The sequence below is a fragment of the Pseudoalteromonas sp. 1_2015MBL_MicDiv genome, assembly GCF_002407505.1.
Lineage (GTDB): Bacteria > Pseudomonadota > Gammaproteobacteria > Enterobacterales > Alteromonadaceae > Pseudoalteromonas > Pseudoalteromonas fuliginea.
Genome location: NZ_CP012737.1, coordinates 2666075 through 2690645, shown reverse-complemented (window position 1 = coordinate 2690645; position 24571 = coordinate 2666075). Strand labels below are relative to the sequence as shown.

18 protein-coding genes, 1 other RNA gene and 1 pseudogene are annotated in these 24571 nt (G+C 39.1%); 15 read left to right on the top strand and 5 right to left on the bottom strand.

Annotated features, from left to right (window positions below; all coding sequences use genetic code 11):
* Window positions 1-19 precede the first annotated feature (19 nt).
* A complete protein-coding gene (tyrA, locus tag AOR04_RS12080) occupies window positions 20-1153 on the top strand; it encodes a bifunctional chorismate mutase/prephenate dehydrogenase (protein ID WP_096794129.1) in 1134 nt (377 codons plus the stop codon).
* Window positions 1154-1290: 137 nt separating this feature from the next.
* Here tyrA and AOR04_RS12075 read toward each other — a convergent pair whose 3' ends face one another.
* A complete protein-coding gene (locus AOR04_RS12075; RefSeq protein ID WP_007378353.1) occupies window positions 1291-2451 on the bottom strand; it encodes a chorismate mutase in 1161 nt (386 codons plus the stop codon).
* Between the two features lie 362 nt (window positions 2452-2813).
* Between AOR04_RS12075 and AOR04_RS12070 the strand changes: the two genes are divergently transcribed.
* Complete coding sequence (locus tag AOR04_RS12070) at window positions 2814-5834, top strand: bifunctional diguanylate cyclase/phosphodiesterase (protein ID WP_096793481.1); 3021 nt, start codon at window positions 2814-2816, stop codon at window positions 5832-5834.
* Between the two features lie 12 nt (window positions 5835-5846).
* Here AOR04_RS12070 and AOR04_RS12065 read toward each other — a convergent pair whose 3' ends face one another.
* The gene (locus AOR04_RS12065) at window positions 5847-6176 is read right to left on the bottom strand and encodes a translation initiation factor (protein ID WP_007378351.1); all 330 of its coding nucleotides are present in this window, start codon (window positions 6174-6176) and stop codon (window positions 5847-5849) included.
* Between the two features lie 135 nt (window positions 6177-6311).
* Between AOR04_RS12065 and AOR04_RS12060 the strand changes: the two genes are divergently transcribed.
* From AOR04_RS12060 to AOR04_RS12045, 4 genes are all read left to right on the top strand, one after another.
* A complete protein-coding gene (locus AOR04_RS12060) occupies window positions 6312-6617 on the top strand; it encodes an STAS domain-containing protein (protein WP_008135712.1) in 306 nt (101 codons plus the stop codon).
* A complete protein-coding gene (locus tag AOR04_RS12055) occupies window positions 6617-8266 on the top strand; it encodes an ATP-binding SpoIIE family protein phosphatase (RefSeq protein ID WP_096793480.1) in 1650 nt (549 codons plus the stop codon). The genes AOR04_RS12060 and AOR04_RS12055 overlap by 1 nt, the downstream gene beginning before the upstream one ends.
* 56 nt (window positions 8267-8322) lie before the next feature.
* Complete coding sequence (locus tag AOR04_RS12050) at window positions 8323-8982, top strand: GAF domain-containing protein (RefSeq protein ID WP_008135709.1); 660 nt, start codon at window positions 8323-8325, stop codon at window positions 8980-8982.
* 80 nt (window positions 8983-9062) lie between these two features.
* Entirely contained in the window at window positions 9063-10253 is a 1191-nt protein-coding gene (locus AOR04_RS12045; protein ID WP_007378347.1) for an amino acid aminotransferase, read from the top strand.
* A gap of 80 nt (window positions 10254-10333) precedes the next feature.
* On the opposite strand, the gene AOR04_RS12040 is transcribed toward AOR04_RS12045, so the two are convergent.
* Window positions 10334-11536: an aromatic amino acid transport family protein gene (locus tag AOR04_RS12040; RefSeq protein WP_096793479.1), complete on the bottom strand. Its 1203-nt coding sequence runs from the start codon at window positions 11534-11536 to the stop codon at window positions 10334-10336.
* Between the two features lie 215 nt (window positions 11537-11751).
* Between AOR04_RS12040 and AOR04_RS12035 the strand changes: the two genes are divergently transcribed.
* The gene (locus AOR04_RS12035) at window positions 11752-12648 is read left to right on the top strand and encodes a DMT family transporter (RefSeq protein ID WP_033023894.1); all 897 of its coding nucleotides are present in this window, start codon (window positions 11752-11754) and stop codon (window positions 12646-12648) included.
* A 17-nt stretch (window positions 12649-12665) separates the two neighbouring features.
* On the opposite strand, the gene AOR04_RS12030 is transcribed toward AOR04_RS12035, so the two are convergent.
* Entirely contained in the window at window positions 12666-13544 is an 879-nt protein-coding gene (locus tag AOR04_RS12030) for a flagellar protein MotY (RefSeq protein ID WP_007379022.1), read from the bottom strand.
* Window positions 13545-13751: 207 nt separating this feature from the next.
* Between AOR04_RS12030 and rnt the strand changes: the two genes are divergently transcribed.
* On the top strand, window positions 13752-14444 hold the full coding sequence (gene rnt / locus AOR04_RS12025) for a ribonuclease T (protein ID WP_008137071.1): 693 nt from the start codon (window positions 13752-13754) through the stop codon (window positions 14442-14444).
* Here the strand turns inward: rnt and AOR04_RS12020 are convergent.
* Window positions 14428-16053: a DUF342 domain-containing protein gene (locus AOR04_RS12020; RefSeq protein WP_096793478.1), complete on the bottom strand. Its 1626-nt coding sequence runs from the start codon at window positions 16051-16053 to the stop codon at window positions 14428-14430. The two genes, rnt and AOR04_RS12020, sit on opposite strands and share 17 nt — an antisense overlap.
* A gap of 556 nt (window positions 16054-16609) precedes the next feature.
* Here AOR04_RS12020 and ssrA point away from each other — a divergent pair.
* From ssrA to AOR04_RS11985, 7 genes and pseudogenes are all read left to right on the top strand, one after another.
* Window positions 16610-16966, top strand: a transfer-messenger RNA (tmRNA) gene (gene ssrA / locus AOR04_RS12015).
* Window positions 16967-17146: 180 nt separating this feature from the next.
* A pseudogene (locus tag AOR04_RS12010) lies at window positions 17147-17251 on the top strand (site-specific integrase); the annotation flags it as partial.
* Window positions 17252-17778: 527 nt separating this feature from the next.
* Window positions 17779-18702 carry a restriction endonuclease gene (locus AOR04_RS12005; RefSeq protein ID WP_096793476.1) on the top strand — a complete coding sequence of 308 codons (924 nt, stop codon included), beginning with the start codon at window positions 17779-17781 and terminating at the stop codon, window positions 18700-18702.
* A gap of 1 nt (window position 18703) precedes the next feature.
* The gene (locus AOR04_RS12000; protein WP_096793475.1) at window positions 18704-21133 is read left to right on the top strand and encodes a type I restriction-modification system subunit M; all 2430 of its coding nucleotides are present in this window, start codon (window positions 18704-18706) and stop codon (window positions 21131-21133) included.
* Window positions 21133-22179: a PDDEXK nuclease domain-containing protein gene (locus AOR04_RS11995; protein ID WP_096793474.1), complete on the top strand. Its 1047-nt coding sequence runs from the start codon at window positions 21133-21135 to the stop codon at window positions 22177-22179. Before AOR04_RS12000 ends, AOR04_RS11995 begins: the two co-directional genes overlap by 1 nt.
* Window positions 22172-23545 (top strand): restriction endonuclease subunit S, encoded by a 1374-nt coding sequence (locus tag AOR04_RS11990; RefSeq protein WP_096793473.1) that lies wholly within the window; start codon window positions 22172-22174, stop codon window positions 23543-23545. The genes AOR04_RS11995 and AOR04_RS11990 overlap by 8 nt, the downstream gene beginning before the upstream one ends.
* On the top strand, window positions 23538-24545 hold the full coding sequence (locus AOR04_RS11985; RefSeq protein WP_096793472.1) for a virulence RhuM family protein: 1008 nt from the start codon (window positions 23538-23540) through the stop codon (window positions 24543-24545). Before AOR04_RS11990 ends, AOR04_RS11985 begins: the two co-directional genes overlap by 8 nt.
* Window positions 24546-24571: the final 26 nt, after the last annotated feature.

The following is a 24571-nucleotide window of genomic DNA, read 5'->3' as shown; positions in this document are numbered from 1 at the left end:
TTTTTAAGGTGGGATGAACGTGGCTGACATAAGTGATTTAGCACAGCTAAGAGAGGGTATAGATGAATGCGACGCACAACTTGTTGCCTTACTTGCTAAACGTAACGGTATTACGCAAAAGATTGGTGAGATAAAACAACAAACAGGCGCGCCTTTACATGCACCTGAACGTGAAGCAGAGCTATTAGCAGCAAGACGACAAGAAGCGATCAATCAAAGTGTAAGCCCAGATCTTGTTGAAGATATACTAAGACGCATGATGCGAGAAGCCTATCAAAACCAACAAGCAAAACTTGCATGTGCTGCGCCAGAGCTTTCACCTATTGTTATTGTGGGCGGCCAAGGTGCCATGGGTCAGTTATTTGCTCAGCAGTTTATTCGCTCAGGTTACAACGTTAAAATTTTAGATAAAGATCAGCAAAACGAAGCGCAAGGTATTTTAAAGGGTGCCAAGCTAGTAATGATCAGTGTGCCAATTAACGCATTGGGCGCTGTAGTAGCTAAGTTACCTAAACTAGATGATGATTGCTTACTTGTTGATATTACATCGGTAAAGCAATCGCCTATTAAAGCACTAAAAGCCGCGCACAGTGGCCCTGTAGTTGGCTTGCATCCTATGTTTGGCCCCGACATATCACACTGGGTAAAACAAACAGTCGTTGTATGTGAAGGGCGAGATCACCAAGCCGCAAAAGGATTATTAGAGCAATTACAGGTTTGGGGTTGTCAGCTTGTTGAGCTTGACGCAAAAAAACACGATGAAGCAATGCAAATTATTCAAGTAATGCGTCATTTAACAACCTTTGTCTACGGACAGTTTTTAGCAAAACAAAGCCATACACTTGAGGAACTACGTAGTTGTTCATCACCTATTTATCAACTTGAATTAATGATGGTAGGGCGTTTATTTGCTCAATCACCTGAGCTTTACTCTGATATTATGTTAGCGCAGTTTGATGATGTAGAGACTTTACTCGCGCAGTATCAAGATACCTTTGCTAACACATTAGCAAAATTAAAGGCGGGAGATAAAGCAGGACTTATTGATTCTTTTGCGCAGGCTAAAGTTTACTTTTCTGACTCGACAGAACACTTTTTAACGCAAAGCAGAAGCTTATTAAATAAAGCGAATGATTCAAAAGTGCTAGATTAATATTTGTTATACCGTTTGCTTAGATATGGGGGGGAATCCCTCAAATTGATTAAGTATTATTGCGGGTTGGTATTATACAGATTAGCACTGGTTAACTAAAAGGGCCTATATCGGCCCTTTTTGATTTATAAAATTGCTTATTGAGTATTCACGCTTACTGCTTGCAATGACTCGCTTTGGTAGCATCCTAAAATACGTACATATTGGGTGTGCTCTTTAAGTTCTTCTAGCGCTTCTTTTACTTGGCTATCCGCTAAATTTGCTTCTAAATCGACATAAAACACCTCTTCCCATGGGTTACCAGGCATTGGGCGAGACTCTAGTTTAACTAAATTAATCTTATGCTGTTTAAAAATCATTAACGCGTCAGCAAGCGACCCCGCTTGTTGTTTTGTAGACATGATCAAACTGGTCTTAGTTGGAATTTGATTCGAAACTTGCAGTGGTTTGCGAGCAACGACAATAAAGCGGCTATGGTTTTCACTTTGATTAGCAAGATTAGTTTTAATAACTTCTAACCCTACGTTTTTCCCTGCTTGCGCTGAACCAATTGCAGCACTCATTGGCGTATTTAGTGCCGACTGCAGCGCGCTTGACGTTGAGTCACAGGTTTCGTGTTGTAACTCACCTAAGCCCTGTAAAAAACGACTGCACTGCGCAAATGGTTGAGGGTGGGCGAATATTTTTGTTAATTGGCTTAGTTCTGTATTGGGTGTCGCTAATAAACAATGTTCAACGCTGTGTGTTACTTCACCAACAATAGATACTTGTGCGTGTTGGAGTAAATCAAACACCTCATTTATACTACCCGAACTGGTATTTTCAATAGGTAATAAACCAAAATCAGCTTGGCCGTTTTCTACTTTACCTGTTATTTCGTCAAACGATGTACAACCAATTTCAACTAATTTACCAGGTCGGCGGCTAAAGTATTTATGACATGCTAGCTGGCTATAAGAACCCTGACCACCTAAGTAAGTTACACGATGTGTTTCACTAAGGGCATCTGGATTAAGGTTTTTTTGTAGCATAGCTTGTTGGTGTAAAACAGAATCTTCCAAAATAGTTTGAAAAACATTATTTACGTAATAAGCATCTAAACCTAGTGATTTACCATAACCAATCAGTTTCTCTAAAAGTGCGAGTTCACGTGCTTCATCGCGAATTGGTTTATTGTTAGCAATTTTGTATTCAACCACACCATGGCTAATGCGGCGGCGCTTGGCGAGCAACACAAGTAAATCTGAATCTATTTCATTTATGTCGTGTCTTAATGTATTTAATACATCATTGGTCATTTTGGTTTCCTCATTCCAAAAAACAAGCTGTTATTATGCAGCAGAAATAAAAAAGCCTCCCGGTTGGGAGGCTTTACTATTCGATTGATTTTATCTCACAAACAGGTCAGCCTCTTTTATATAAAGAAGCTAAAAAACGAAAAGGTAGTGTGAGAACAAATAATATTCATAATTACAATGTATGGAGAGTTACCATTAATGTCAACAGACAGTTATGCGAAATAATGAGTTAACTATAAATTTAATATTTATCATTCTATTTTTTTAGAGATAAACTATAAAAAAATTATAATTACGAGGCGGATCTGGTATATTTCGGTTACTTGTTAAAAAATAATAACAATTACTAATAAGGTTGACCTGTGGTGTATCGACGCCCTCCATCGCGTTTTGGTGTTAACTCACTAAGTGTAAAATTATCATTGCTAATATCTGCAATTTGTTTAATTGCGGGCGTGTGTGCGGCCGCCTTAATGCTCAAGTCAGAAGAAAAGCAACTTGTTTTTGAAGAGCACGAAGTACTTAAAGGTTCAACAGAGTTACTTGTTAAGCAATTTGATGGATTGATTAAAAGCAAAGTTAATACCGCAGAGCAGGCCAATAAAGTTGTTGTAGAGCAGCTGTTCTCTACGCAAGTTTCAATTGATCTTAAAAACAGGTCTCAGTTACAGTTTAACAGTGATGGTACAATTCGTAGTGCGTCTGCAGATGGTTTATCAGCAGCTTATTTACCGCAAGAGAGTTACTCACCTTTTTATAAACAATTAATTAACGACTCAGAATCATTATGGCGAATTATCTCTCCAACAATTATTAATGATTTTTTTAATTTTTATTTAATTACTAAAGATAACTTTATACGGATATCCCCTCCTAATTGGGCACTAAATGCACCCGCCGAATTTAAGTTCACAAAAGGGCCTACATTTAATTACGCCCAAGGAAAAACTAACCCAAGCCGTGAACCAACGTGGTCAAATGTTTACTACGATAAAGTTTGGCGTAAATGGGTTATTAGTTTATTAGTTCCGATTTATGTCGATAATGAGTTTTTAGGTGTGACAGGTAATGATATTGCGCTTGATACGCTTATATTTCAGTTGCCTGTGGGCGACAAAGAAAAACATTTATTAGTATTTGATAGCAAAGGGCAGCTGTTAGCGCACCCAGAAGTAAGTTCGAGCTTATTAGCCAGTTACGGGAGTAAAGGTAAAGTACTTAAAACCTACGACTTTGTTAACCAAGAACTACAATCGATTATTAGTGATGCAACTAAAAGGAAGTTACCTGAATACGCGAATTCATTTAAGCAAAATGGTGAAGCGCATATTATTAATATCCGTAAAGTAGAAGGTTTAGATTGGTATATTGGTGTCTATAAAAAACGTTCATCGACGCTCTCAGCTCTTCAAGAACTGAAGCTTAAGTTTTTTGGGTTATTCATTCTATATGCGATTTTAGTTGCTTTATTGCTACATCAAGCACTTTATCAGCTTGTTCTTCGTCGCCTTCATACTTTAGTTTATGCAGTGACAAACTTTGGCCAAGGGAAGTTAACAACTGAATTCCCTGAAGAAAATAAAGATGAAATTGGCACATTGAACGGCTCATTTAGAGATATGGCAGTAGAAATACGCAAACTCATTGATGGCCTCAATATGCGTATTACAGAAAAAGAAATAGCAGAAAAAGCAGCTAATCGTTTATCCAAAGCGGTTGCATTTTCTGGGACTGGTGTTGTGATCACCGATGAAAACTTCTTTATAGAATATGTAAACCCTAAAATGCTTGAGATGACAGGGTATCAAGAAAGCCACTTTAGTAGAGCGCCGTTGTTAAGTATTATTGCCACCGAAATGGCCATTTTGGTTGAAGACATAGACATTGATCTGAGAAGTCGTAACTATTGGCGTGGTGATACGCTTATTCAAGCTTTAGATAAACAACCCATTTGGGTTTCGCTGAGTGTTTCTCCAATTCGCGAGGACGGCGGAAAAATAACAAGTTATGTTGCGTCTGCGCAAGATATTTCATTTGTAAAAGAAAGTCAGCGTAAAATGGAGCAGTTAGCTTATTTTGACACATTGACTGGCTTAGCAAATAGAACGTTTTTTAGAATGCAGTTACGCAAATCGATGGCACTTGCAGAAAGAGGGCATTATGCCTTTGCACTATTTTACTTCGATTTAGATGAGTTTAAACGTATTAACGACACACTAGGGCACGATGCTGGGGATCAGTTGTTAATAGAGGTGGCAAATAGGCTAAAAAAACGTTTAAGAGCAGAAGATACCATTGCTCGATTAGGCGGAGATGAGTTTGCGGTTTTACTCAGTGGTATTGAGCATCAAGAGCATGCTACCGATGTTGCTAATACGATTCAAAAAACGTTAAATGTGCCTATAAAACTTGGCAGTAATGAAGTCATTATTAGTGCCAGTATAGGTATTACAATGGCCCCTTACGACAGCCTTGAAGAAGATCAGTTGTTAAAACATGCTGACTTGGCCATGTATGAAGCCAAAGCAAAAGGGCGTAATACATTTCACTTTTATAGCCAAGAATTGGACTCTGCGGCAAATGAGCGATTATTTATAGAAAACGAACTACGACAAGCCTTGAAAGAAAAACAATTCGCTGTTTACTATCAACCACAAGTCGATAGCCGAAGTCAGCATGTTGTTGGCTATGAAGCTTTGCTTAGGTGGTTTCACCCAACAGAGGGGCTTATTCCTCCTACCAAGTTTATACCAATTGCCGAGGCAACAGGTTTAATTGTTGAGTTGGGTGCTTGGGTACTTCAAGAAGCATGCGATTTTGCAGTTAGATTACAAGAGAAAGGCCGAAGTAATAATATTTCGATTAACTTATCTGCTCGTCAATTTAAAGATGCTAGCTTAGTACCAATGCTTAGTAAAATGATTATTAAATCAGGGGTGTCTGCTAAGCATCTGCATTTAGAATTAACCGAAAGCATGCTAATGGGAAATGTCGAAGCAGCAATAACGCAGTTGCATGAGCTTAAGGCATTAGGTGTTTCGATTTCTATAGATGATTTTGGTACAGGTTACTCGTCTTTAAGTTATTTAAAACGATTCCCGGTCGACATATTAAAAATTGATCGTTCATTCGTAAAAGACATTCCAGAGGATAGCAATGATATGGAAATCACGGCTGCAATTATTGCAATGGCGCAAAAGTTAAAACTTAATGTGGTTGCTGAAGGTGTCGAGACGATAGAACAAATACAATTTTTGCAAAATAATAATTGTTTTATAGTACAAGGGTATTATTTTAGCCCACCAATTACTGAGGCTGAGTTACCAAAATTGTTTGATAGGCTAAAGGATATACCTGACTTTGAAGCGTTACAAAGTGAGTAGTAAAATGCGGGTTTAGCCACCCGCAATTTTCACTTTAAATTTTAAGCCTTCGAGAATCGCTTTTAGCTTGTCTCGATCATCACCTTGAACTTCAATAGTGCCATCTTTAACTGCCCCACCTTGGCCCATTTTGCTTTTAATTGTTTTGGCCAGCTTTTTTAAATCATGATCTTTTGCATCTATTCCAACAACCAGCATAACTCCTTTGCCTTTACGTCCTTTTGTTTGACGTTCAATACGCAAAAAACCATCTTTAAAAATTTTTCCGGTACTTTCTTTTTCTGGTTTAGGCTGACTAATGCGCCCAGAATCCGTCGAATATACTAAGTGATTATCACTCATACCTAACCTACATAGATAAAATGAATTAAACAATGGCTCAAATGATAACAAATTTGCGCTAGTGTGTTTTTCTTTTTGCTAATTAGTTTTAACAGGTTATATTTAGTTTAAAGGAAATATTATTGGAACCCATATATGAACTTAACTAAGAGCACATCAGCGGATGGAACGACCTTAACAATACAAATTAAGGGTAAGTTTGACTTTAATTTAGTGCAATCTTTTCGACAAGCTTACGCTCAAATAAATGAAAATATAGTAAAAGTAATTGTTGATTTAAGAGAAACAGAGTACATGGATAGCTCGGCATTAGGCATGTTACTTAACATGAAAAAAACAATAGAAAGCCAAGTAGGTACAATTGAGATAAGTAATTGTCAGCCACAGTTACGAAAAATATTACAAATTTCACGCTTTGATAAAAAGTTTGATATTTGCTGATGATCCATGTGCTTATTGTTGATGATCAGGCGCTTAACCGAATCTTATTAAGTAAGATGCTTGAGGAGGACGGCTACAAAATATCGATGGCGTATAACGGTCTTGAAGCATTAAAAGTGCTTGAAACACAAGATATAGATATTATTTTACTTGATGTAATAATGCCTGTAATGGATGGCTTTGAAGCAGCTCAAAAAATAAAACAACGCTTTGATGAAGTTTACCTACCGATTATTTTTATTACTTCTTTGGATGATCAAGGTAGTTTTGAGCGCTGTTTAGAAGTTGGCGGAGATGACTTTATTCAAAAGCCTTTTGAAAAAGTTATTTTGCATGCAAAAATTAAAGCGCACAGCCGCACTCGCCAACTGAGTAAAAAAGCCAATCAACAAAAAGAACTTCTTCAATATCATCACAACCAAAACGAAAGAGAGCATGAGATTATTGAACATATTTTTAATAACTCACTCGAAAATCAAGATAAATTTAAAGACCACCTCGATTTCAACCTATCACCTGCATCTATGTTTAATGGAGACATGTTTTTAGTTGCACAAAGTCCCATTGGTAACCTTTACTGTATGCTTGGCGATTTTACGGGGCATGGTTTAGCTGCTGCTATTGGTGCATTACCTGCCTCGCGTGCCTTTTATAGAATGGTAAGTAAAGGTATGGCTGTGAACGACGTCGCCTCTGAAATTAATACGTTACTTTATAACTTACTACCTGGTCATATGTTTTGTGCGGCAACAATTATAGAGCTTAGTTCTTCTGGGAAAAGCATATCGGCATGGTTAGGCGGATTACCAGATGCGTATTTAATTGATCAAAATGGTGATGTTAAGCAAGTCCTTGAATCTCAACATATGGCATTAGGTATTTTAGATGAAGATGAGTTTGAGCACGAAGTTATTCATTTTGAAACAGATCATGAAACCCGTTTAGCATTTGCAACAGATGGGATTATAGAAACAACTAATAAAAATGATGTTTTTTTTGGTGAAGAACGCTTTTTAGAAACGTTAAAAAGTAAACCCATGGTTAGCTGTGAAAACATAGTTGGATATGTGAGTGAGTTTGCGGATGGGAGCGAGCAACAAGATGATGTCAGTATTGTTTTACTTAATTGTTTGCCTCTTGCTTCGCAAGAGCAGGTTAGAGAGACGTTTTCAACGTTAGCATTTAATTTGTCGCTAAGTTTAAATGCTAAGCAAATAAAGCAAACCGATCCCGTATACGATTTAGTTAATATTTTAAGCGGGGTAGGCGGATTAAAAGATCATCGTTCAAATATATTTTTATTACTTTCTGAAGCTTATAATAATTCGCTTGACCATGGCGTATTGGGTTTAGACTCAAGCATTAAACTACAAGAAGATGGTTTTTTTAAATACTATGAGATGAGAGAAAAAGCCCTCGCAGCGTTGTCAGATGCGATGATTATTATAGATATGCGTTATTGCCCAGATACATTAAGTTTATATTTTATTATTTGCGACTCGGGTCGAGGTTTTAATCGTGGTGAAAGTGAACTTTCTGCTACGAATAGTGAATTTGGTCGAGGTTTGTCATTACTTAAAGAGATAGCCGAGAAAGTAACTTACAATGCCAGTGGGAATCAGGTAGAAATGTGTTACAAGTTGAGCTAGCTCTGTAAAAATATCCATGCTATTATTCTGAAAACTCTAGATGTATGGATGGCTAAATGATTTCTTCTTACCTAAAACAAGCACAACTAAGTGCAAATCCTACTTTGATTTCAACAGAGCTTGAAAAGCTTGAGTTGCATCTTACAAACACAATTTTGCCTGATGTGCGTTGGGAGTATCAAATACCTGAGCTTGGCGAGGGCGGTGCGTGTAGTTTATTTGGTTACCTACAAGATGAGCCATTCAAATTAACTGACTACCTTAAAAGTGATGAGCAAACACAGTTTAAGCTAGCTAGTCTACAAAGTATTGTAAGCTATATTGAGCAGCAAACAGGTGTCGACTGGTATGGTATTTATCAATCAACCAATACCAGTGAAGGTAAGCAATTGCTCAAATTGGCTTATCATGGGGTGCCAAGTCGTCCGTTGTTTCCATTAACAGAAGCTTTTGCTGCTGGTAGCAACAATGTACAGGTAGCGTTATCTCACCATGGTCGTATTATCAATAACGTCGAGGCGTATTTATCACAAGGTGGTGAATACTACACATGCGATCCTAAAGTTAAATCAGAAACCTGCTTACCTCTATTTAACGCGCAAAATGAATGCGTTGGTATTATAGATGCAGAAGCCTTTAAAAATGACTTTTTTGATGACAAGACACTTGCCGTTTTAATTGCGTGTTGTATTAAAATTCCTCACTTTCTAGTGTAAATAACACTAGTCAATGTGACGTGCTTTTATGTTAAGCTTAGGCTAACAGCTAACCCCTAAATAACGATAAGAGATAGCCAATGTTCTCAGTATTAAAACCATTACCAACAGATCCTATTCTTGGCCTTATGGCGGCCTATAAACAAGATACAAACCCTAATAAAATTGATTTAGGGGTAGGTGTCTACAAAGATGAGCAAGGCAATACACCGGTACTCAAAGCGGTTAAAAAAGCTGAAGCGTTTCGTCTTGAAAACGAAATGAGCAAATCTTACATTGGTTTAGCGGGTAACTTAGATTACTGCCAAAAGATGGAGCAGTTACTACTAGGCGAACATCAAGCATTGCTAGCAAATCGCGTGCGTACCGCGCAGGCTCCTGGTGGTACAGGTGCACTTCGCGTTGCAGCTGAATTTATTAAGCGTTGTAATACTAACGCGACTGTTTGGGTGACTAATCCAACATGGGCTAACCATATTAGCTTGTTTGAAGCGGCAGGCTTAACAGTAAAAGAATACCCGTATTACGATTATGAAAACAAAGACTTACTGTTTGATGAAATGATCAACACACTTAAACAAGTGCCTAAAGGTGATGTGGTTTTAGTGCATGCATGTTGTCATAACCCAAGCGGTATGGACTTAAACGAAACACAGTGGAACACAGTTGCTGAACTTGCAAAAGAAGTTGGCTTTACACCACTTGTTGATATTGCATACCAAGGCTTTGGTGCTTCACTTGAAGAAGATGCACGTGGCTTACGTATTTTAGCTGATGCAGTAGAAGAGCTAATTATTTGTTCTTCATGTTCTAAAAACTTTGGCTTATACCGCGAGCGTATTGGTGCATGTTCACTAATTGCAAAAGACAGCGCAACAGCAGATATTTCCAACTCTGTAATGCTAAGCGTTGTGCGTAGTATTTACTCAATGCCGCCAGCGCATGGTGCTGATATTGTTAATACTATTTTAAGCAGTACAGAGCTTACACAATTATGGCACTCTGAGCTTGATGAAATGCGTAGCCGCATAAACGGTTTACGTAGCTTAATTAAACAAAGCTTAGCAACTAAAGATATTGCGCAAGACTTCTCATTTATTGAACGTCAAAACGGTATGTTTTCTTTCTTAGGTATTAATAAAGAGCAAATTGCTCGCCTACAAAAAGAATACGGTATTTACATTGTTGGCTCAAGCCGCGTAAATGTTGCAGGTATTAGTCATTCAAATATTGAATACTTTTCAAATGCTGTAGCTGACGTTTGTAAATAAACGCAGTTAATATAAAAAACCGCACATCATAATGATGTGCGGTTTTTTATTATCTAAATTTAAACAAAAAGCAGTAACCTTTAACCGATAGCAGGAATAAGCCCCGCCATTTGCATAAACTGCGCAGCAATAATCGTTATGCCACATATCGCTGCTATGCCAAGCCCAACATTCCCACTTTTGACTTTGTAGCCTGTTTTATTTGATGTTGTACGCTGTTTATAAACCATTGCAACGGGTAAAAATACAGCAAGAACAACAAGTGCAATTGCCGCATAACCTAAAGCCATAATAAAGCCTTGTGGATAGAATAATGCAAAGCCAAGTGGCGGCATAAACGTAATTAAGGCTGTTTTAATTCGGTCTGTTTTATTGTCACCTTTTTTAAATGCATCGGCAAAAAAGTCGAATAAACCTAAACTCACGCCTAAAAATGATGTTGCAAGGGCTAAATCAGCAAATAACTTAACGGCGGTCGTTACGTTTGGGTTATGCGCAATACCTGCCACGCTAGATACAAACCCATTAAGGCCTTGGCTGTTGAGTAAATCAGCTTGGCTCATAATACCTTGGCTCAGTAATTGCCAAAAAATATAAATCACTAAAGGCAGAGCAGCACCCGCGATCATTACTTTGCGCAGTACTTTTATTTCAAGGCCTACGTATTTAACAATAGATGGAATAGAGCCATGAAAGCCAAATGAGGTAAATATAACGGGGATCGCTGACAATATTAAGCCTTGCTCTACTGGCATCTCTAATAAGTGCTTACCTTGAACGTAGGGCGTTAACATATAGGACAAGCTAGCAAGTACAATGATTTTTATTGTAAATAACACCCTGTTTAATTTATCTACTTTACTGGTGCCTAGTGTTACTACACTCGCAATTATGACCGCCAATACAATTGAACCAAGTTGTGGTGCTATATTCACACTTAAACCTATATTTATACGCTCTTGGAGCTGTGCTCCGCCACCTGCAATATAAGCGGCACAAAGTGCATAAAATAAGAAAATCATCGAAAAATTAGCCACATACTGCCCGCGTTTTCCAAGCCAAAGTTTAGCTAAAGTATTTAAAGTAGCATCACGTGGTGCGTACTGATGAAGCTCTAACATAAGCAACGCTGTGTAAGTCATTAACATCCAGCTCGCGACTATTAGCACTAATGCGGTATTAAAACCAAGACCGGCAGAAGCAATCGGTAATGCTAGCATTCCGGCACCAATAGTGGTTCCTGCAACAATTAACATGCTCCCTATTGTTTTATTTTTAAGCACTTAATTACCTTAATTATTATTAATATACATGCACGATATAACTAGTTACCTAAAACTTAAATAGTTTTATAATAAAACGCTGCAATTAAAATGTAACTTACAATTTACAGCTGTATTTATTAAGGCATTTAGTGTTTAAAAAGTACTAAAATACAGTAGTGAGCGTATAATTTATTCTTTAATATATTCATTTATAAAAAGCATAGGGATGGCACGTGCCTGTTAAAGCTTCGTATTTTTTAATGGTTCTCATATGGTCTACAACGCCGCTAGGGATAGTGTGGAGCAGCGAAAGCGTATCGCCAACACTTGCAGTCCTCATGCGTATGCTTGTGGGATTGTTTATAGGCGGCTTAATAGTTGCTATTACGAATATTAGAGTACCTTGGAGTAAAAATGCGTGCTTGCTTTATTTTTATTCGAGCATTGGTATTTTTGGTGGCATGTTACTTAGCTATATGGCTGCCAAAACGGTTCCCTCAGGAATTATCTCACTCATGTTTGGTCTAGCGCCGATTTTGTCGGGATTACTCGCTCAGCAACTACTAAACGAACCCAAATTTAGCCCAATTAAGTTAACGGCACTGGCATGTGCATTAATCGGTTTATATTTTGTTAGTTACAATCAAGTGCAGCACTCACAAACCCAAGGTATAGGCCTACTTTATGTGTTTATGGCTGTGTGTTTTTTTAGCTTAAGTGGGGTAATGATAAAACGAGTACAAATAGCAATTCACCCAATGGCGACCACCTTTGGTGCTTTAGTGTTTGTAACGCCACTATTTTTTATAGCGTGGTGGTTACTCGATGGAGAGTTGAATACTGCAAATTGGAGCGCAAAATCACTTTGGGCTATTGGGTATTTAGGCGTGTTTGGATCACTGATCGGTGCGCTTGCCTACTTTCATGTTTTACAAAACTTAAATGCAAGTACAGTAGCACTTACTACCTTAATTACCCCTAGTTTTGCTTTAGGGTTAGGTGCATGGCTAAATAATGAAATGCTTAGTCGAGAGTTGCTGATAGGCGCTGTTATTATTTTGATTAGTTTAGGTTTTTTTCAATTTGGAGACAAATTTTTGAAATCGACCAAATTAAAAACCCAAGACTAAAAGCGCCCTCAGTGTGATCACATTTTAGCTATTTGGATAACTAAACGACGGTTTTTATTACGCCCTAAAATATTTTCGTTTGTATCCACAAAGCGTTTTTCACCTAAACCAGTTGTTTGCACTTTTGCTTCATCAACACCTAAACTAACCATGTAATCTTTAATTGATTTTGCACGTTTGCGTGAAAGGTCAAGGTTATTCCAACGTCCACCATAGCTATCGGTATACGAATCAATGCTAATGGATTCAATACTCGGATCGTTTTTTAAATACTCGGCAATCTTATCTAAACGCTGCTGCGAAGATTTAGTTAACTTACTGCTATTTGATTGATAATTCATAATGGTAAATGAAATATCTTCAAAGCTATAAGGGAGTAATTCATCTCGACACTGTAAAAATGCCCAATACGCCTGTTTAAAATTAACACTTGAAATACCAACGGCAATTTTATCGGCACTGTTTTGCCAGTCTTGATAGTAAAAGGTAGGGTAAAAGCCCTTTTCAAGTTCGGTTAGCATTTCCCATGATGTTTTATTGTCTAGCTCACCGTCAAACTTTTTGAGTAGCTTCATATTGGCAATATCGCGCGTAGGTAAGCCCGCACGCCAAGTAGGGGGGACTGCTTTTAAACCCGCTATGTCATAATTTTCAGGCCTGACAACCATATCTAAATGAAAGCTGAGATTTTTGTTTTTACTTGCTGAAGCTTTAAAAATAGCCTCTCCATAGTAAGGAACTTCATGATTTAATTGGCATTGTAGCCTTGTTGTTTTAACCACTTCCCAGTTAGAGTTATCTTGATTAGCTGTATATTGGCGCATAGCAGCATAGGCACTACTATGGCATAGTGCGCTGGTGATACTCAGGCTAATTAATAGCAACTTAAACTTCATGGGGCATGCTCCAACACATCTTTCATGCCAATAATTTGGCAAAATACAGAGTAATTATATTTCAAGGTCAATAACACCTAGCTAGCTTAAACTTTAAAGCAAATTACATGCCTACAATTTAAGGCGCAATTAATCTAGCAATGCACTAGCCGAAAGGTACTCACTTTTGACATAATAGTGGGCTTATACCTATAAACCAAGAATACTATGGCAAATACTGAGCAAACACTTTTCGCAAAACGCTTTCGTGGCTTTTTTCCGGTTGTAATTGATGTTGAAACAGCGGGCTTCAATAAAAATACAGACGCTTTACTAGAAATTGCCGTTTCAGTTTTAAAAATGGATGACGAAGGGTTGCTCAGCATAGATCATACCGTGCACTTTCATGTAGAGCCATTTGAAGGCGCAAACATAGAGCAAGCTGCAATTGAGTTTAATGGTATCGATCCCTTTTCGCCATTACGCGGCGCAGTGCCAGAAGAAGACGTTATTAAAGAAGTTTGCAAAGTGGTACGCAAAGCTCAAAAAGCAGCAGGGTGTCAACGCTCTGTTATTGTGGCGCACAACGCAGCGTTTGATCATGGCTTTTTAAATGCAGCTATAGAGCGTAATAATATAAAACGAACACCATTTCATCCCTTTGTAAGTTTTGATACAACCACTCTTGCAGGACTTGCGTTAGGGCAAACTGTATTGGCTAAAGCATGCCGCGCTGCCGGTATTGAATTTGATAACAGCCAAGCACATTCAGCACTTTATGATACCGAGCGTACCGCTGAGCTGTATTGTTTAATTGTAAATCGTTGGCAGCAACTAGGTGGTTGGCCGTTAGCGCCACTAGATGATAGTGACGCCGAAGTGGATACACAAGATGGCACAGAAACTAAAATGACTGAGTAATTTTTCCTTCATTTAGTTTTAATAAATGGGGTGGATAAATACGCGAAAACTGTTTTGAATCTTTTGCTATTTTAAGTTCTACCCCTGGGTGCATTAACTCATTCACTTTTAAGCGGCAACTTGAAAGCAATTGCGTGATTTTTCGCTTAATCAACAATTTTTGACGATTAACATGCTCTGTACGTGCTTTTATATGTCGTTCATTTTCGGTTATTTTATTCAATAACAGCTGACGCTGAGTGGGCTCTGCAACTTGTCCCGCTTTTTTACGAGCTTGTTTTAAAGCAGTTACTTTAGTTGCAAGCACTTTTTCAAAATCAGCAATTTGGATCTGCTTGTCACGAAGTTCAAACCAGTTTTGTGCTAAAAGCACACGAGTTTTTGTTCCCGCTGGTGCACCGAGTTCGCCGGTTTCAATACGCATAGCGTCTAAAATATTGCCACCAATAATTTTACCGCGAGGTTTATCTGCTTTACCAACGCGTATTAACCGCCTTGCACTCATATCACAATGCAGTGCTTGGCGTTCAATAAATAAATCTTGTTCTGTTTTTATATTACAATATTGAGCGTAGCCAATTGAAATAGTACGCAAAGCTGTAATATGACATGTAAATGCTTCATTGTTTTCGCGTTTTCGACCAATAGCCCCCTGCATAATTGTTACAGCACTTTTGCTCTCAACAATACCTGATTCTACAAACCCTATAACGGTAATATCGCCGTTTGCTTTAACATGCATACCGTCTTTTATATCACCGCTGATTATTACGCTACCATCAAAATCGACATGGCCAGTACTTACATCAATGTTATCAAAGCATAAAACATCATCTACACGCATACCGCGAGGCAAAGCAACGGGTACACCTTTACAATCTGCAATAAGTATATCTGGGTTGTTGGGGTCTATTTTAGTCCCTTCGAAAGGTTGTAATTGATGTTCTTTTCCTGGTGTTGCAGGAATAATTTCACCAAATATAGTGTAGCCATCTTCACCGCGAGTGGCGGGTATGCGCTGCATAAGAGGTGTACCTGGTTTTACCGTGATGATTGCGCCAAGGTTTTTCATATCAACCTTACCGCCTTGAGTTGCTTGAGGGCTAAGCACACGATCTTGGGCTGTTGAGCATAAACGAACAAATCTAGCATCTTTGCCATCTTTAGGGTTACGTCCGTGAGCAATTATTGCACTGTAAGAGCTTCCAGCTGGTTGTTCAAACTGTTGACCTAAAAAGGAATCAAGCGCGCGAGGGCTTATTCCTTTTTTAACACCGGCATCAGCCAGTGCTTTTTGCGCACCTTCCATCGATAATAATAAACCACCTTTTGTAGTGGTAATGGTTGCTTCTGCTACCATGCCTTTTTCATCGATATTAATAACAACAGTTGCATTTACAGCCTGAGCAATAATTAACGACTCTTCTTTATAATCTTTGCTTTGAGAAAAAAGTTTATCAATGTTGGCCGAAATAACGTCAAAATCACAGTAGTCAGATTGTTCTAGCAGTTCAATTAACTGCGTTGCAGTTATTGGAAAACCACTATCAACAGGGTGTGCTATTAAAGATAAGTACCCCGTTTCTTCATTAAATGAAAAAACCGACATTTATTTATTCCCTACTTAATGTGCTTGTTATTATAATTGTTATATTTTTTCATTGCTTTAAGGTGCATTTTTAATACGATCAAAAAAGCCAGCACTCTATTGGAGCACAACTAGAGTCTCGTGTTAAGTAAATGTTGTTTAACTATGCAGCTATTTATAAAAATATGATTATTTAATAGCCAGTTAGTATGAGGGCCTGCTTATTTTTTGAAGTTAAATTTGCCGAAGTGTATTTGGTTTTTATGCAAGGCAAAGCCTATGCTGTGCGGTTGTTCCCCATAGATAGGCGATAACGTAGCATAAATGCCAAACATACGCTGTCCTTTGGGCTCGCTCCAAGGGCTATTTACTCATTGTTGCTCGATTTTTACTTAGCCTACTACCTACTGCTAGGCTACAAACCTCACGCCGCAATTAAATCACCTCTATATAGAACAAATTTCAACCTAAAAGGTCAGCGAGTCCTAACAGATAAAATAAAAGCGAGTTAGTTCTTGAGTATCAGCGCCTTACTCAGTTATACTGCTCGCACGCTCTGAATGAGTTTACTGATTCAGGGGCTGATTAGGATTCGACGGAATTCAAGACGCCCAAGGTGCATGTCGAGGTGCGGTTTGCCTCGTTAAACAGCCGCAACCTAAAGTAATCGCAAACGACGATAACTACTCTCTAGCAGCTTAGGCTAGCTAGCGCTCCTTCCATGTATTCTTGTGGACTGGATTTTGGAGTGTCACCCTAACACCTGATCGCGACGGAAACCCTGGCCGGGGTTGAAGCGTTAAAACTAAGCGGCCTCGCCTTTATCTATCGTGTTCGTCCGAGATTTAAAGGTTAATTAAATGACGATACTAAACATGTAGTACCGACGGTTGAGGCTTTTCGGACGGGGGTTCAAATCCCCCCAGCTCCACCAATAAAGGTTTTTGAACTCGTTATTCGAAAACCATAAGAAACCCGCAAATTTGTTAATCCAAATTTGCGGGTTTTTTTATGCTTATAATTTAATTATTAATGATTGTTCAACGTTTGTAATAACTAAGCCTTAGCTGCTATTTCAGCGTTGTACAGCGCAGTAAGTAAAACCAATATTAACTTGCCAGAGGGGCAATGTAGCCATGCTTTAAGGCATACTTTCGCGAGTCATTTTATGATGAACGGAGGGAATATTTTACTGTTACAACAAATACTTGGTTATGCTAGTAAGCTTGGACCAAAAGTATAAAAGTGAGTTAAGAAACTCATTGAATGAGGGTTCGATTTAATTCAAAAATTAAATCAATGTAAAGTAGCGCTTAGTCTTTTTTACTTACTAACCAGCATTCTTCAAAAAGGAAGCTCTGCTCTTCGAAAGACATTAGCTCATTACTGGCGTGTCTTGCAATCAGTAAAAAACGACTCTTCAAGTATACTTGCATATAGAGAGGGTAGTTAAATGGCTAGAGGCGGTAAAATAAAAAACAGGAAGTAACCGAACAAGCTACCAAATAATCAAATAAAAATATTATTTCCTTTATTAACAGTTAATTAAGTTTATTTAAAATCGTTCGAGTTTAATTTTAAAGAGTGATCGCTCTTATATTCGATCACCTTTGGTGCTCAATTTTATCATTTAACTACCATGTAAAAGTTAAACCAGAGTTTGCTTTGATAAATAGCATAACTTTATATAGTATTCTTATATACATTAATGGATTAGCCCCACTCTTAGGCTGTAAAGGAATACTTGTGTCACTCCCTGATTACCAATCTTTTATGACCCCGTTGCTAGCATGTTTAGCAAATGGTAAGACCGTTAAGCTGCGTGATATTGATGCAGATGTTTACCGTAAACTTGGGCTTAGTGCCGATCAACTAAAGCTCCGCATACCGAGCGGCAAGCAAACATATGCTTATCATCGTTTGGGGTGGGCTAAAACTTACTTAGTTCAAGCAGGTTTAATAGAACAACCCAAAAGAGCATTTTGCAAAATCACACAAAAATGGCTAGCTGCAATCGAGTCAGGCGCGCCAATCAATAACCAATACTTAAGTAAGTTCGATGCTTTCCTTGATTTTAAAACACGCTCTAAAGACGCAAATGAGCCCACACAAGTAAACACCACCAGCATAGTAAGTAATAACTCAGATAAAACCCCTGAAGAGCTTATAGAAGCTGCAGTAGACACGCTCAATACCAACCTAAGTGACGAAATACTAAAAGCGATATTAGCAGCATCCCCCGTATTTTTTGAAAACCTAGTGGTCGATTTAATGCTCGCCATGGGTTACGGCGGATCACGCAAAGATGCAGGCCAAGCCACTCAATACACGCAAGATGGTGGTATTGATGGTGTAATCAAAGAAGATAAACTTGGCCTTGAAATGATATACTTGCAAGCCAAGCGTTATACCAATAAAACAGTTGGCCGCCCAGATATACAAGCCTTTGCAGGTGCGCTTGATATGCACCGTGCTAAAAAGGACGTTTTCATTACCACCAGCAGCTTTAGTAAAGATGCCCTTGAATATGTCGGCATGATAGAAAAACGCATAGTGCTGGTGGATGGCGCACAACTAACCGAACTCATGCTTACCCATAATTTAGGCGTAAGCACCAAACATGTATTTGAAGTAAAAGCGCTCGATAGCGATTACTTTATGGAAGATTAAAATGACAACTAATAATAACTTTTCTCAAACCGCTGCATTTATCTGGTCAGTAGCTGATCTCCTTCGCGGTGACTTTAAGCAGTCTCAATATGGCCGTGTTATTTTACCCTTTACCTTATTACGTCGCCTTGAGTGTGTGCTCGCACCAAGTAAAGATGCAGTAGTAGCAGAGTTTGAGCGTATTAAAGTCTTAAACCTGCCAGAAGATGCACAAGAAAAACTATTAATAAGAGCTACAAACGGCTTAACCTTTTTTAATACCTCGCCTATGGATTTAGGTAAAATGGGGCAGGGTGATATTAAAGCTAATCTTGAGCGTTATTTTCAATGCTTTTCAGCCGATGCCCGCGAAATATTTGAGCACTTTAAGTTTGATGAGTTTATAGGGCTATTAGACGACGCCAACTTACTTTTTAAAGTCGTTAAAAAATTCGCAACGACCGACTTAAGCCCACAAGCTATATCAAACCACGATATGGGTTTAGTGTTTGAAGAGCTAATACGTCGCTTTGCTGAAAGTTCTAACGAAACCGCAGGGGAGCACTTTACCCCACGCGATATAGTGCGTTTAACTACCTCATTGGTATTTATGGAAGACGACGACGCCCTAACCAAAGAAGGGATTATTCGCACCATTTACGACCCAACAGCAGGTACTGGCGGCTTTTTATCATCAGGTATGGAGTACGTGCACGAGCTTAACCCTAATGCGGTTATGCGCGCGTTTGGTCAAGAGTTAAACCCTGAGTCTTACGCGATATGTAAAGCCGATATGCTTATTAAAGGGCAAGACGTTAGCCGTATTAAACTAGGTAATACCTTATCGAATGATCAGCTAGCAGTAGATAAGTTTGATTACATGCTGTCTAACCCGCCATTCGGTGTAGATTGGAAAAAAATTGAAGGCGATATTAAAGACGAGAATACAATTAAGGGCTTTGATGGACGCTTTGGCGCAGGCCTACCAAGAGTGTCTGACGGTTCGCTATTATTTTTAATGCACCTTATTAGTAAAATGCGCGATGCATCACCCTCTGCAAATGATTCTAACAGCGGCGGGCGTATTGGTATTATTCTAAATGGTTCTCCTTTATTTACGGGCGGTGCAGGCAGTGGTGAAAGTGAGATTCGTCGTTATATTTTAGAGTCTGATTTACTTGAGGCAATTATAGCTTTACCTACCGATATGTTTTACAACACAGGTATTGCTACCTATGTATGGGTTTTGTCGAACAAAAAAGCACAGCAGCAAAGCGCTGAGCGTAAAAATAAAGTTCAGCTAATTAATGGGGCTAACCTGTGCGGTAAAATGCGCAAATCTCTTGGCTCTAAACGTAACATTATGAGCGAAGACGACATTAAAGTAATCACTCGCAGCTTTGGTAACTTTGAACAAGTAGAAACAACAACACTTGAAGAGCTAGGCTTAGCTAAACCAACAGAAGTTAAAAGTAGTCGAGGTCGCCAAGCGGCTAACCCTAAAGCCGATGTAGCAAAAACCTTTGCCAGTAAAATATTTAACACCTATGAGTTTGGTTATCGCCGTATCACCATCGAACGCCCACTTAGGTTGTCAGCGCAAGTAACTGATGAAGCTATTGCATCACTTCGTTTTGCACCTAAGCCATACAATGCAGCCATGATGGCGCTGTATGAAAAGTTTGGCGCGCAGTGGACTACTGACGATCAATATGGCGATTTAAGTGCTATTGAGATTGAAGCCAGAGCTATTATTAAAGCTGACTTCCCCGAGCTGAAAGAAAAACAAATTAAAGATGTACTAGAGCCTAAGCTTTGGTTATTCCAAAAAGCCCTTATGAAAAAAGCACAGCAGCTACAAACACAATTAGGTGACGATGCTGGTGGCAAGCACTTGCAATCAGACGACTTTAACCAGTTTGATATTACCTATACACAAGCACTAAAAGCCTTAGATATTAAGCTCGATACTAAAGAGAAAAAACAACTGCTTGATGCTATTACCTTTAAAAACCCAGCGGCAGAATGCGTGGTTGATAAATTATTTAAAGATTCAGCAAACCCAATGTATGGCGCATTTGAATATCAAGGCAATGTTAAAAAGTGGCAAGGTAAGGTCGTGACTTATAAGCAAGATGGCGACTTGCGTGATAACGAAAACGTACCGTTAAAAGAAGCCTATTTAAACGGCTCAACTCAGCCAAGTATCAGCACAACCCAAATGGTAGAAAACTACTTTAACCGCGAGGTTGCCCCGCACGTAAGTGATGCATGGATAAACGCTACCAAGTGCGACAATAAAGACGGCGAGCTAGGTATAGTAGGCTACGAAATACCCTTTAACCGCCACTTTTATGAGTACCAACCACCACGTGATTTAACCGAGATTGATGCAGAACTTGATGCTGTGAGCAGTGACATAATGACCTTATTGCAAGAGGTACACTCGTAATGAGCAACAAACACCCAGCATTACTGCAAAGAGCAGAATACAAGCAATGGCTAACAGAGCTTAAACAAAAAGTGGCATCAAGCCAGCAAAAAGCCGTTGTTAAAGTGAATACCGAGTTTTTAACTTTGTATTGGCAGTTGGGCGAAGAGATTGTTGCCCGCCAACAACAAGCCGCGTGGGGCGATAAGTTATTAGCCCAACTCAGCCAAGATTTAATGGCCGAATTTCCACAAATGAAAGGGTTTTCAAAACGAAATTTAGAGCATATTCGCCGTTGGTACTTATTTTGGTGCGGTGATGATGCAATTGCGAAACAAGCTGTTTCGCAATTAGTGCAAATCCCTTGGGGGCACAATATTCAAATTATCAGTAAGTGCAAAACCACTGACGAGGCGGCCTATTATGTTAGCAACACATTAGCGCATGGCTGGAGCCGTAATGTGTTAGTGCACCAGATAGAAAGTGGCTTGTGGCAACGCGACGGCCAAGCCTTGCACAACTTTGAGCAGCGTTTACCTGCCGCACAATCTGAGCTGGCAATTCAAACCTTAAAAGACCCATACATTTTTGACTTTTTAAGCCTTGCCAAAAATCATTCAGAGCGCGAATTAGAGCAAGGGCTGGTTAAACACATTACCCAGTTTTTGCTCGAACTAGGCGCAGGCTTTGCCTATATCGGCAAACAATATCCGTTGCAAGTGGGCGAGCGTGACTTTTATATCGATCTGTTGTTTTATCATGTGCATTTACATTGCTACATAGTGATCGAATTAAAGCTTGGAGACTTTGAGCCAGAGCACGCAGGCAAGCTAAATTTTTATATTAAAGCTGTGGATGAGCAGCTCGCCAAAGCAGGCGATGCGCCCACCATTGGCCTGTTATTGTGCAAAACCAAAGATAAGTTAGTGGCCGAATACGCCCTGAGTGGCATGGATAAACCCATGGGCATTGCCGAGTACCGCTTAACCCAACAACTCCCCGACTCGTTGAAAAATGAACTGCCTAGTGTTGAAGTATTAGCCCAGCTAGGGGGCGATAATGAGTGAGTTAAAAGCTGGCAAGTATCAGACCTATCCTGAGTATAAAGATTCGAATATCGATTGGTTAGATGCTATTCCAGAACACTGGACGACAAGTAAGCTCCGTTACACATTTAGTTTTGGAAAAGGACTAACTATAACTAAGGAAAACCTTAGGGATACAGGGATTCCTTGTGTTAATTATGGTGAAGTTCATTCTAAATATGGCTTTGAAGTTAATCCACAAAAACATCCTTTGAAGTGTGTAGATGAGGAGTATCTTAAAACATCACCTTATGCGCTGCTAGAAAATGGAGATATTGTATTTGCTGATACTTCAGAAGATATTGATGGCTCTGGAAACTTTACGCAGTTGGTTTCAGATGAGCAGATATTTGCTGGTTACCATACTATTATAGCGCGTCCATTTGATAGAGAGTGCAGTCGATTTTATGCATACTTACTTGATTCTAAAGAGCTAAGAACACAAATCCGACATGCTGTAAAAGGGGTTAAGGTATTTAGCATTACTCAAGCAATATTGCGTGGGGTTAATATTTGGTTACCTCCAATAGGCGAGCGTACTCAAATCGCTAATTTCCTCGATCACGAAATCGCTAAAATCGACACCTTGATTGAAAAGCAGCAACAACTGATTAAGCTACTAAAAGAAAAGCGCCAAGCGGTGATCAGCCATGTTGTGACTAAAGGCCTTGACCCCCAAGCCCCGACGAAAGATTCAGGTGTCGAGTGGTTGGGCGAAATACCGGAGCATTGGGTAGTGAGCAAGTTTGGATATATTTCGCAGGTTGTTCGAGGTGGCTCACCTCGTCCAGCTGGTGATCCTACATTATTTAATGGCGATTATTCACCTTGGGTGACGGTTGCCGAAATAACAAAAGATGATGAAATCTATCTGACCGAGACCGAGACGTTTTTAACGCGTAAAGGGAGTGGGCAATGCAGAGTCTTTTCTTCAGGAACTCTATTGCTCTCGAATAGTGGTGCAACATTAGGAGTCCCTGCAATTCTTAAAATTGATGCTAATGCCAACGATGGTGTAGTTGGGTTTGAGAGCTTAAATGTTGATACGGAATTCGCATACTTTTATCTATCAACCTTAACAGAGGATCTTCGTGAAAGAGTTAAGCAAGGTTCTGGTCAGCCAAATTTGAACACTGATATCGTCAAGGATATCTCAATCCCGATTCCTCCAAAAGGTGAAGTTAGGCAAATCGTAAGTTCAATCCATAAGTTAAGAAATGATTATTCAAAGCTCATAATCAAAGCTACTTCTGCTATTAAATTAATGAAAGAACGCCGAACAGCCTTAATATCTGCTGCAGTCACTGGCAAAATAGACGTGCGTAATTGGGAGCAGCCTAATGACTAATGATGTTACACCACCGCTTGGGCAGTTTATTTTATTTGAAACAGGTGAAGGTCAAACTAAGGTTGAGTGCCGTTTTGAAACAGAAACGCTATGGTTAACCCAAGCTGATTTATGCCTGTTGTATGGCAAGTCAAAAGCGACTATCAGCGAACACATAACCAATATATTTAACGAGCAGGAATTGGATGAAAATACAGCTGTTCGGTTATTCCGAACAACTGCAGAAGATGGAAAAAACTACAATACTAAGCACTATAATTTGCAGTTAATTATTGCAGTAGGTTACCGTGTGCGCTCTAAGCAAGGCATCAAGTTTCGTCAGTGGGCGACGAGAACATTACAAGAGTACCTAACTAAGGGCTTTGTAATGGATGACGAACGTCTTAAAAACCCTGATAACATGCAGTACTTTGACGAACTATTAAACCGCATACGCGATATACGTTCATCAGAGAAGATATTTTGGCGCAAGGTTTGCGACATATACGCCACCAGCATTGATTACGATGGCAAAGCACAAACCAGTGTTGATTTTTTTGCTAAAGTGCAAAATAAAATGCATTGGGCTGCACATGGTAATACAGCAGCAGAATTAGTGTTTAAACGCATTGATGCCGACAAACCTCATTTAGGTTTAACCAGCTTTTCAGGTACAGAGCCAACCCGCAAAGAGGTGGTGACAGGCAAAAACTATTTAAATGAGCAAGAGCTTGATACCTTAAATAGACTGGTTAACTCCTACTTAGAATTTGCAGAGCTTCAAGCGCGCAATGGCAAGTTAATGAAAATGGCAGACTGGGCGAGCAAGCTTGATGACTTTTTACGCTTAAGTGACTATGAAGTGCTTAACCATGCTGGCAATATTTCACAGGCACAAGCCACTGAAAAAGCAAAACAAGAATACGATAAATACCGTAGAGTAATCGATGCACAGCCATCAAAGGTTGATTTAGACTTAGCCAATGCATTAAAGCAGCTGCAGGATAAACCAAATAGTTAACGTTAATTGATTTTAGGTTAAAAACC

What these genes read in the sequence shown, in the direction of transcription:
- AOR04_RS12075 (WP_007378353.1), bottom strand. Translation starts at nt 2,451, where the DNA reads ATGACCAATGATGTATTAAATACATTAAGACACGACATAAATGAAATA.
- AOR04_RS11995 (WP_096793474.1), top strand. Translation starts at nt 21,133, where the DNA reads ATGAGCAACAAACACCCAGCATTACTGCAAAGAGCAGAATACAAGCAA.
- AOR04_RS12020 (WP_096793478.1), bottom strand. Translation starts at nt 16,053, where the DNA reads ATGTCGGTTTTTTCATTTAATGAAGAAACGGGGTACTTATCTTTAATA.
- AOR04_RS12050 (WP_008135709.1), top strand. Translation starts at nt 8,323, where the DNA reads ATGATTTCTTCTTACCTAAAACAAGCACAACTAAGTGCAAATCCTACT.
- AOR04_RS12000 (WP_096793475.1), top strand. Translation starts at nt 18,704, where the DNA reads ATGACAACTAATAATAACTTTTCTCAAACCGCTGCATTTATCTGGTCA.
- rnt (WP_008137071.1), top strand. Translation starts at nt 13,752, where the DNA reads ATGGCAAATACTGAGCAAACACTTTTCGCAAAACGCTTTCGTGGCTTT.
- AOR04_RS12055 (WP_096793480.1), top strand. Translation starts at nt 6,617, where the DNA reads ATGATCCATGTGCTTATTGTTGATGATCAGGCGCTTAACCGAATCTTA.
- AOR04_RS12065 (WP_007378351.1), bottom strand. Translation starts at nt 6,176, where the DNA reads ATGAGTGATAATCACTTAGTATATTCGACGGATTCTGGGCGCATTAGT.
- AOR04_RS11990 (WP_096793473.1), top strand. Translation starts at nt 22,172, where the DNA reads ATGAGTGAGTTAAAAGCTGGCAAGTATCAGACCTATCCTGAGTATAAA.
- AOR04_RS12030 (WP_007379022.1), bottom strand. Translation starts at nt 13,544, where the DNA reads ATGAAGTTTAAGTTGCTATTAATTAGCCTGAGTATCACCAGCGCACTA.
- AOR04_RS12060 (WP_008135712.1), top strand. Translation starts at nt 6,312, where the DNA reads ATGAACTTAACTAAGAGCACATCAGCGGATGGAACGACCTTAACAATA.
- AOR04_RS12045 (WP_007378347.1), top strand. Translation starts at nt 9,063, where the DNA reads ATGTTCTCAGTATTAAAACCATTACCAACAGATCCTATTCTTGGCCTT.
- AOR04_RS11985 (WP_096793472.1), top strand. Translation starts at nt 23,538, where the DNA reads ATGACTAATGATGTTACACCACCGCTTGGGCAGTTTATTTTATTTGAA.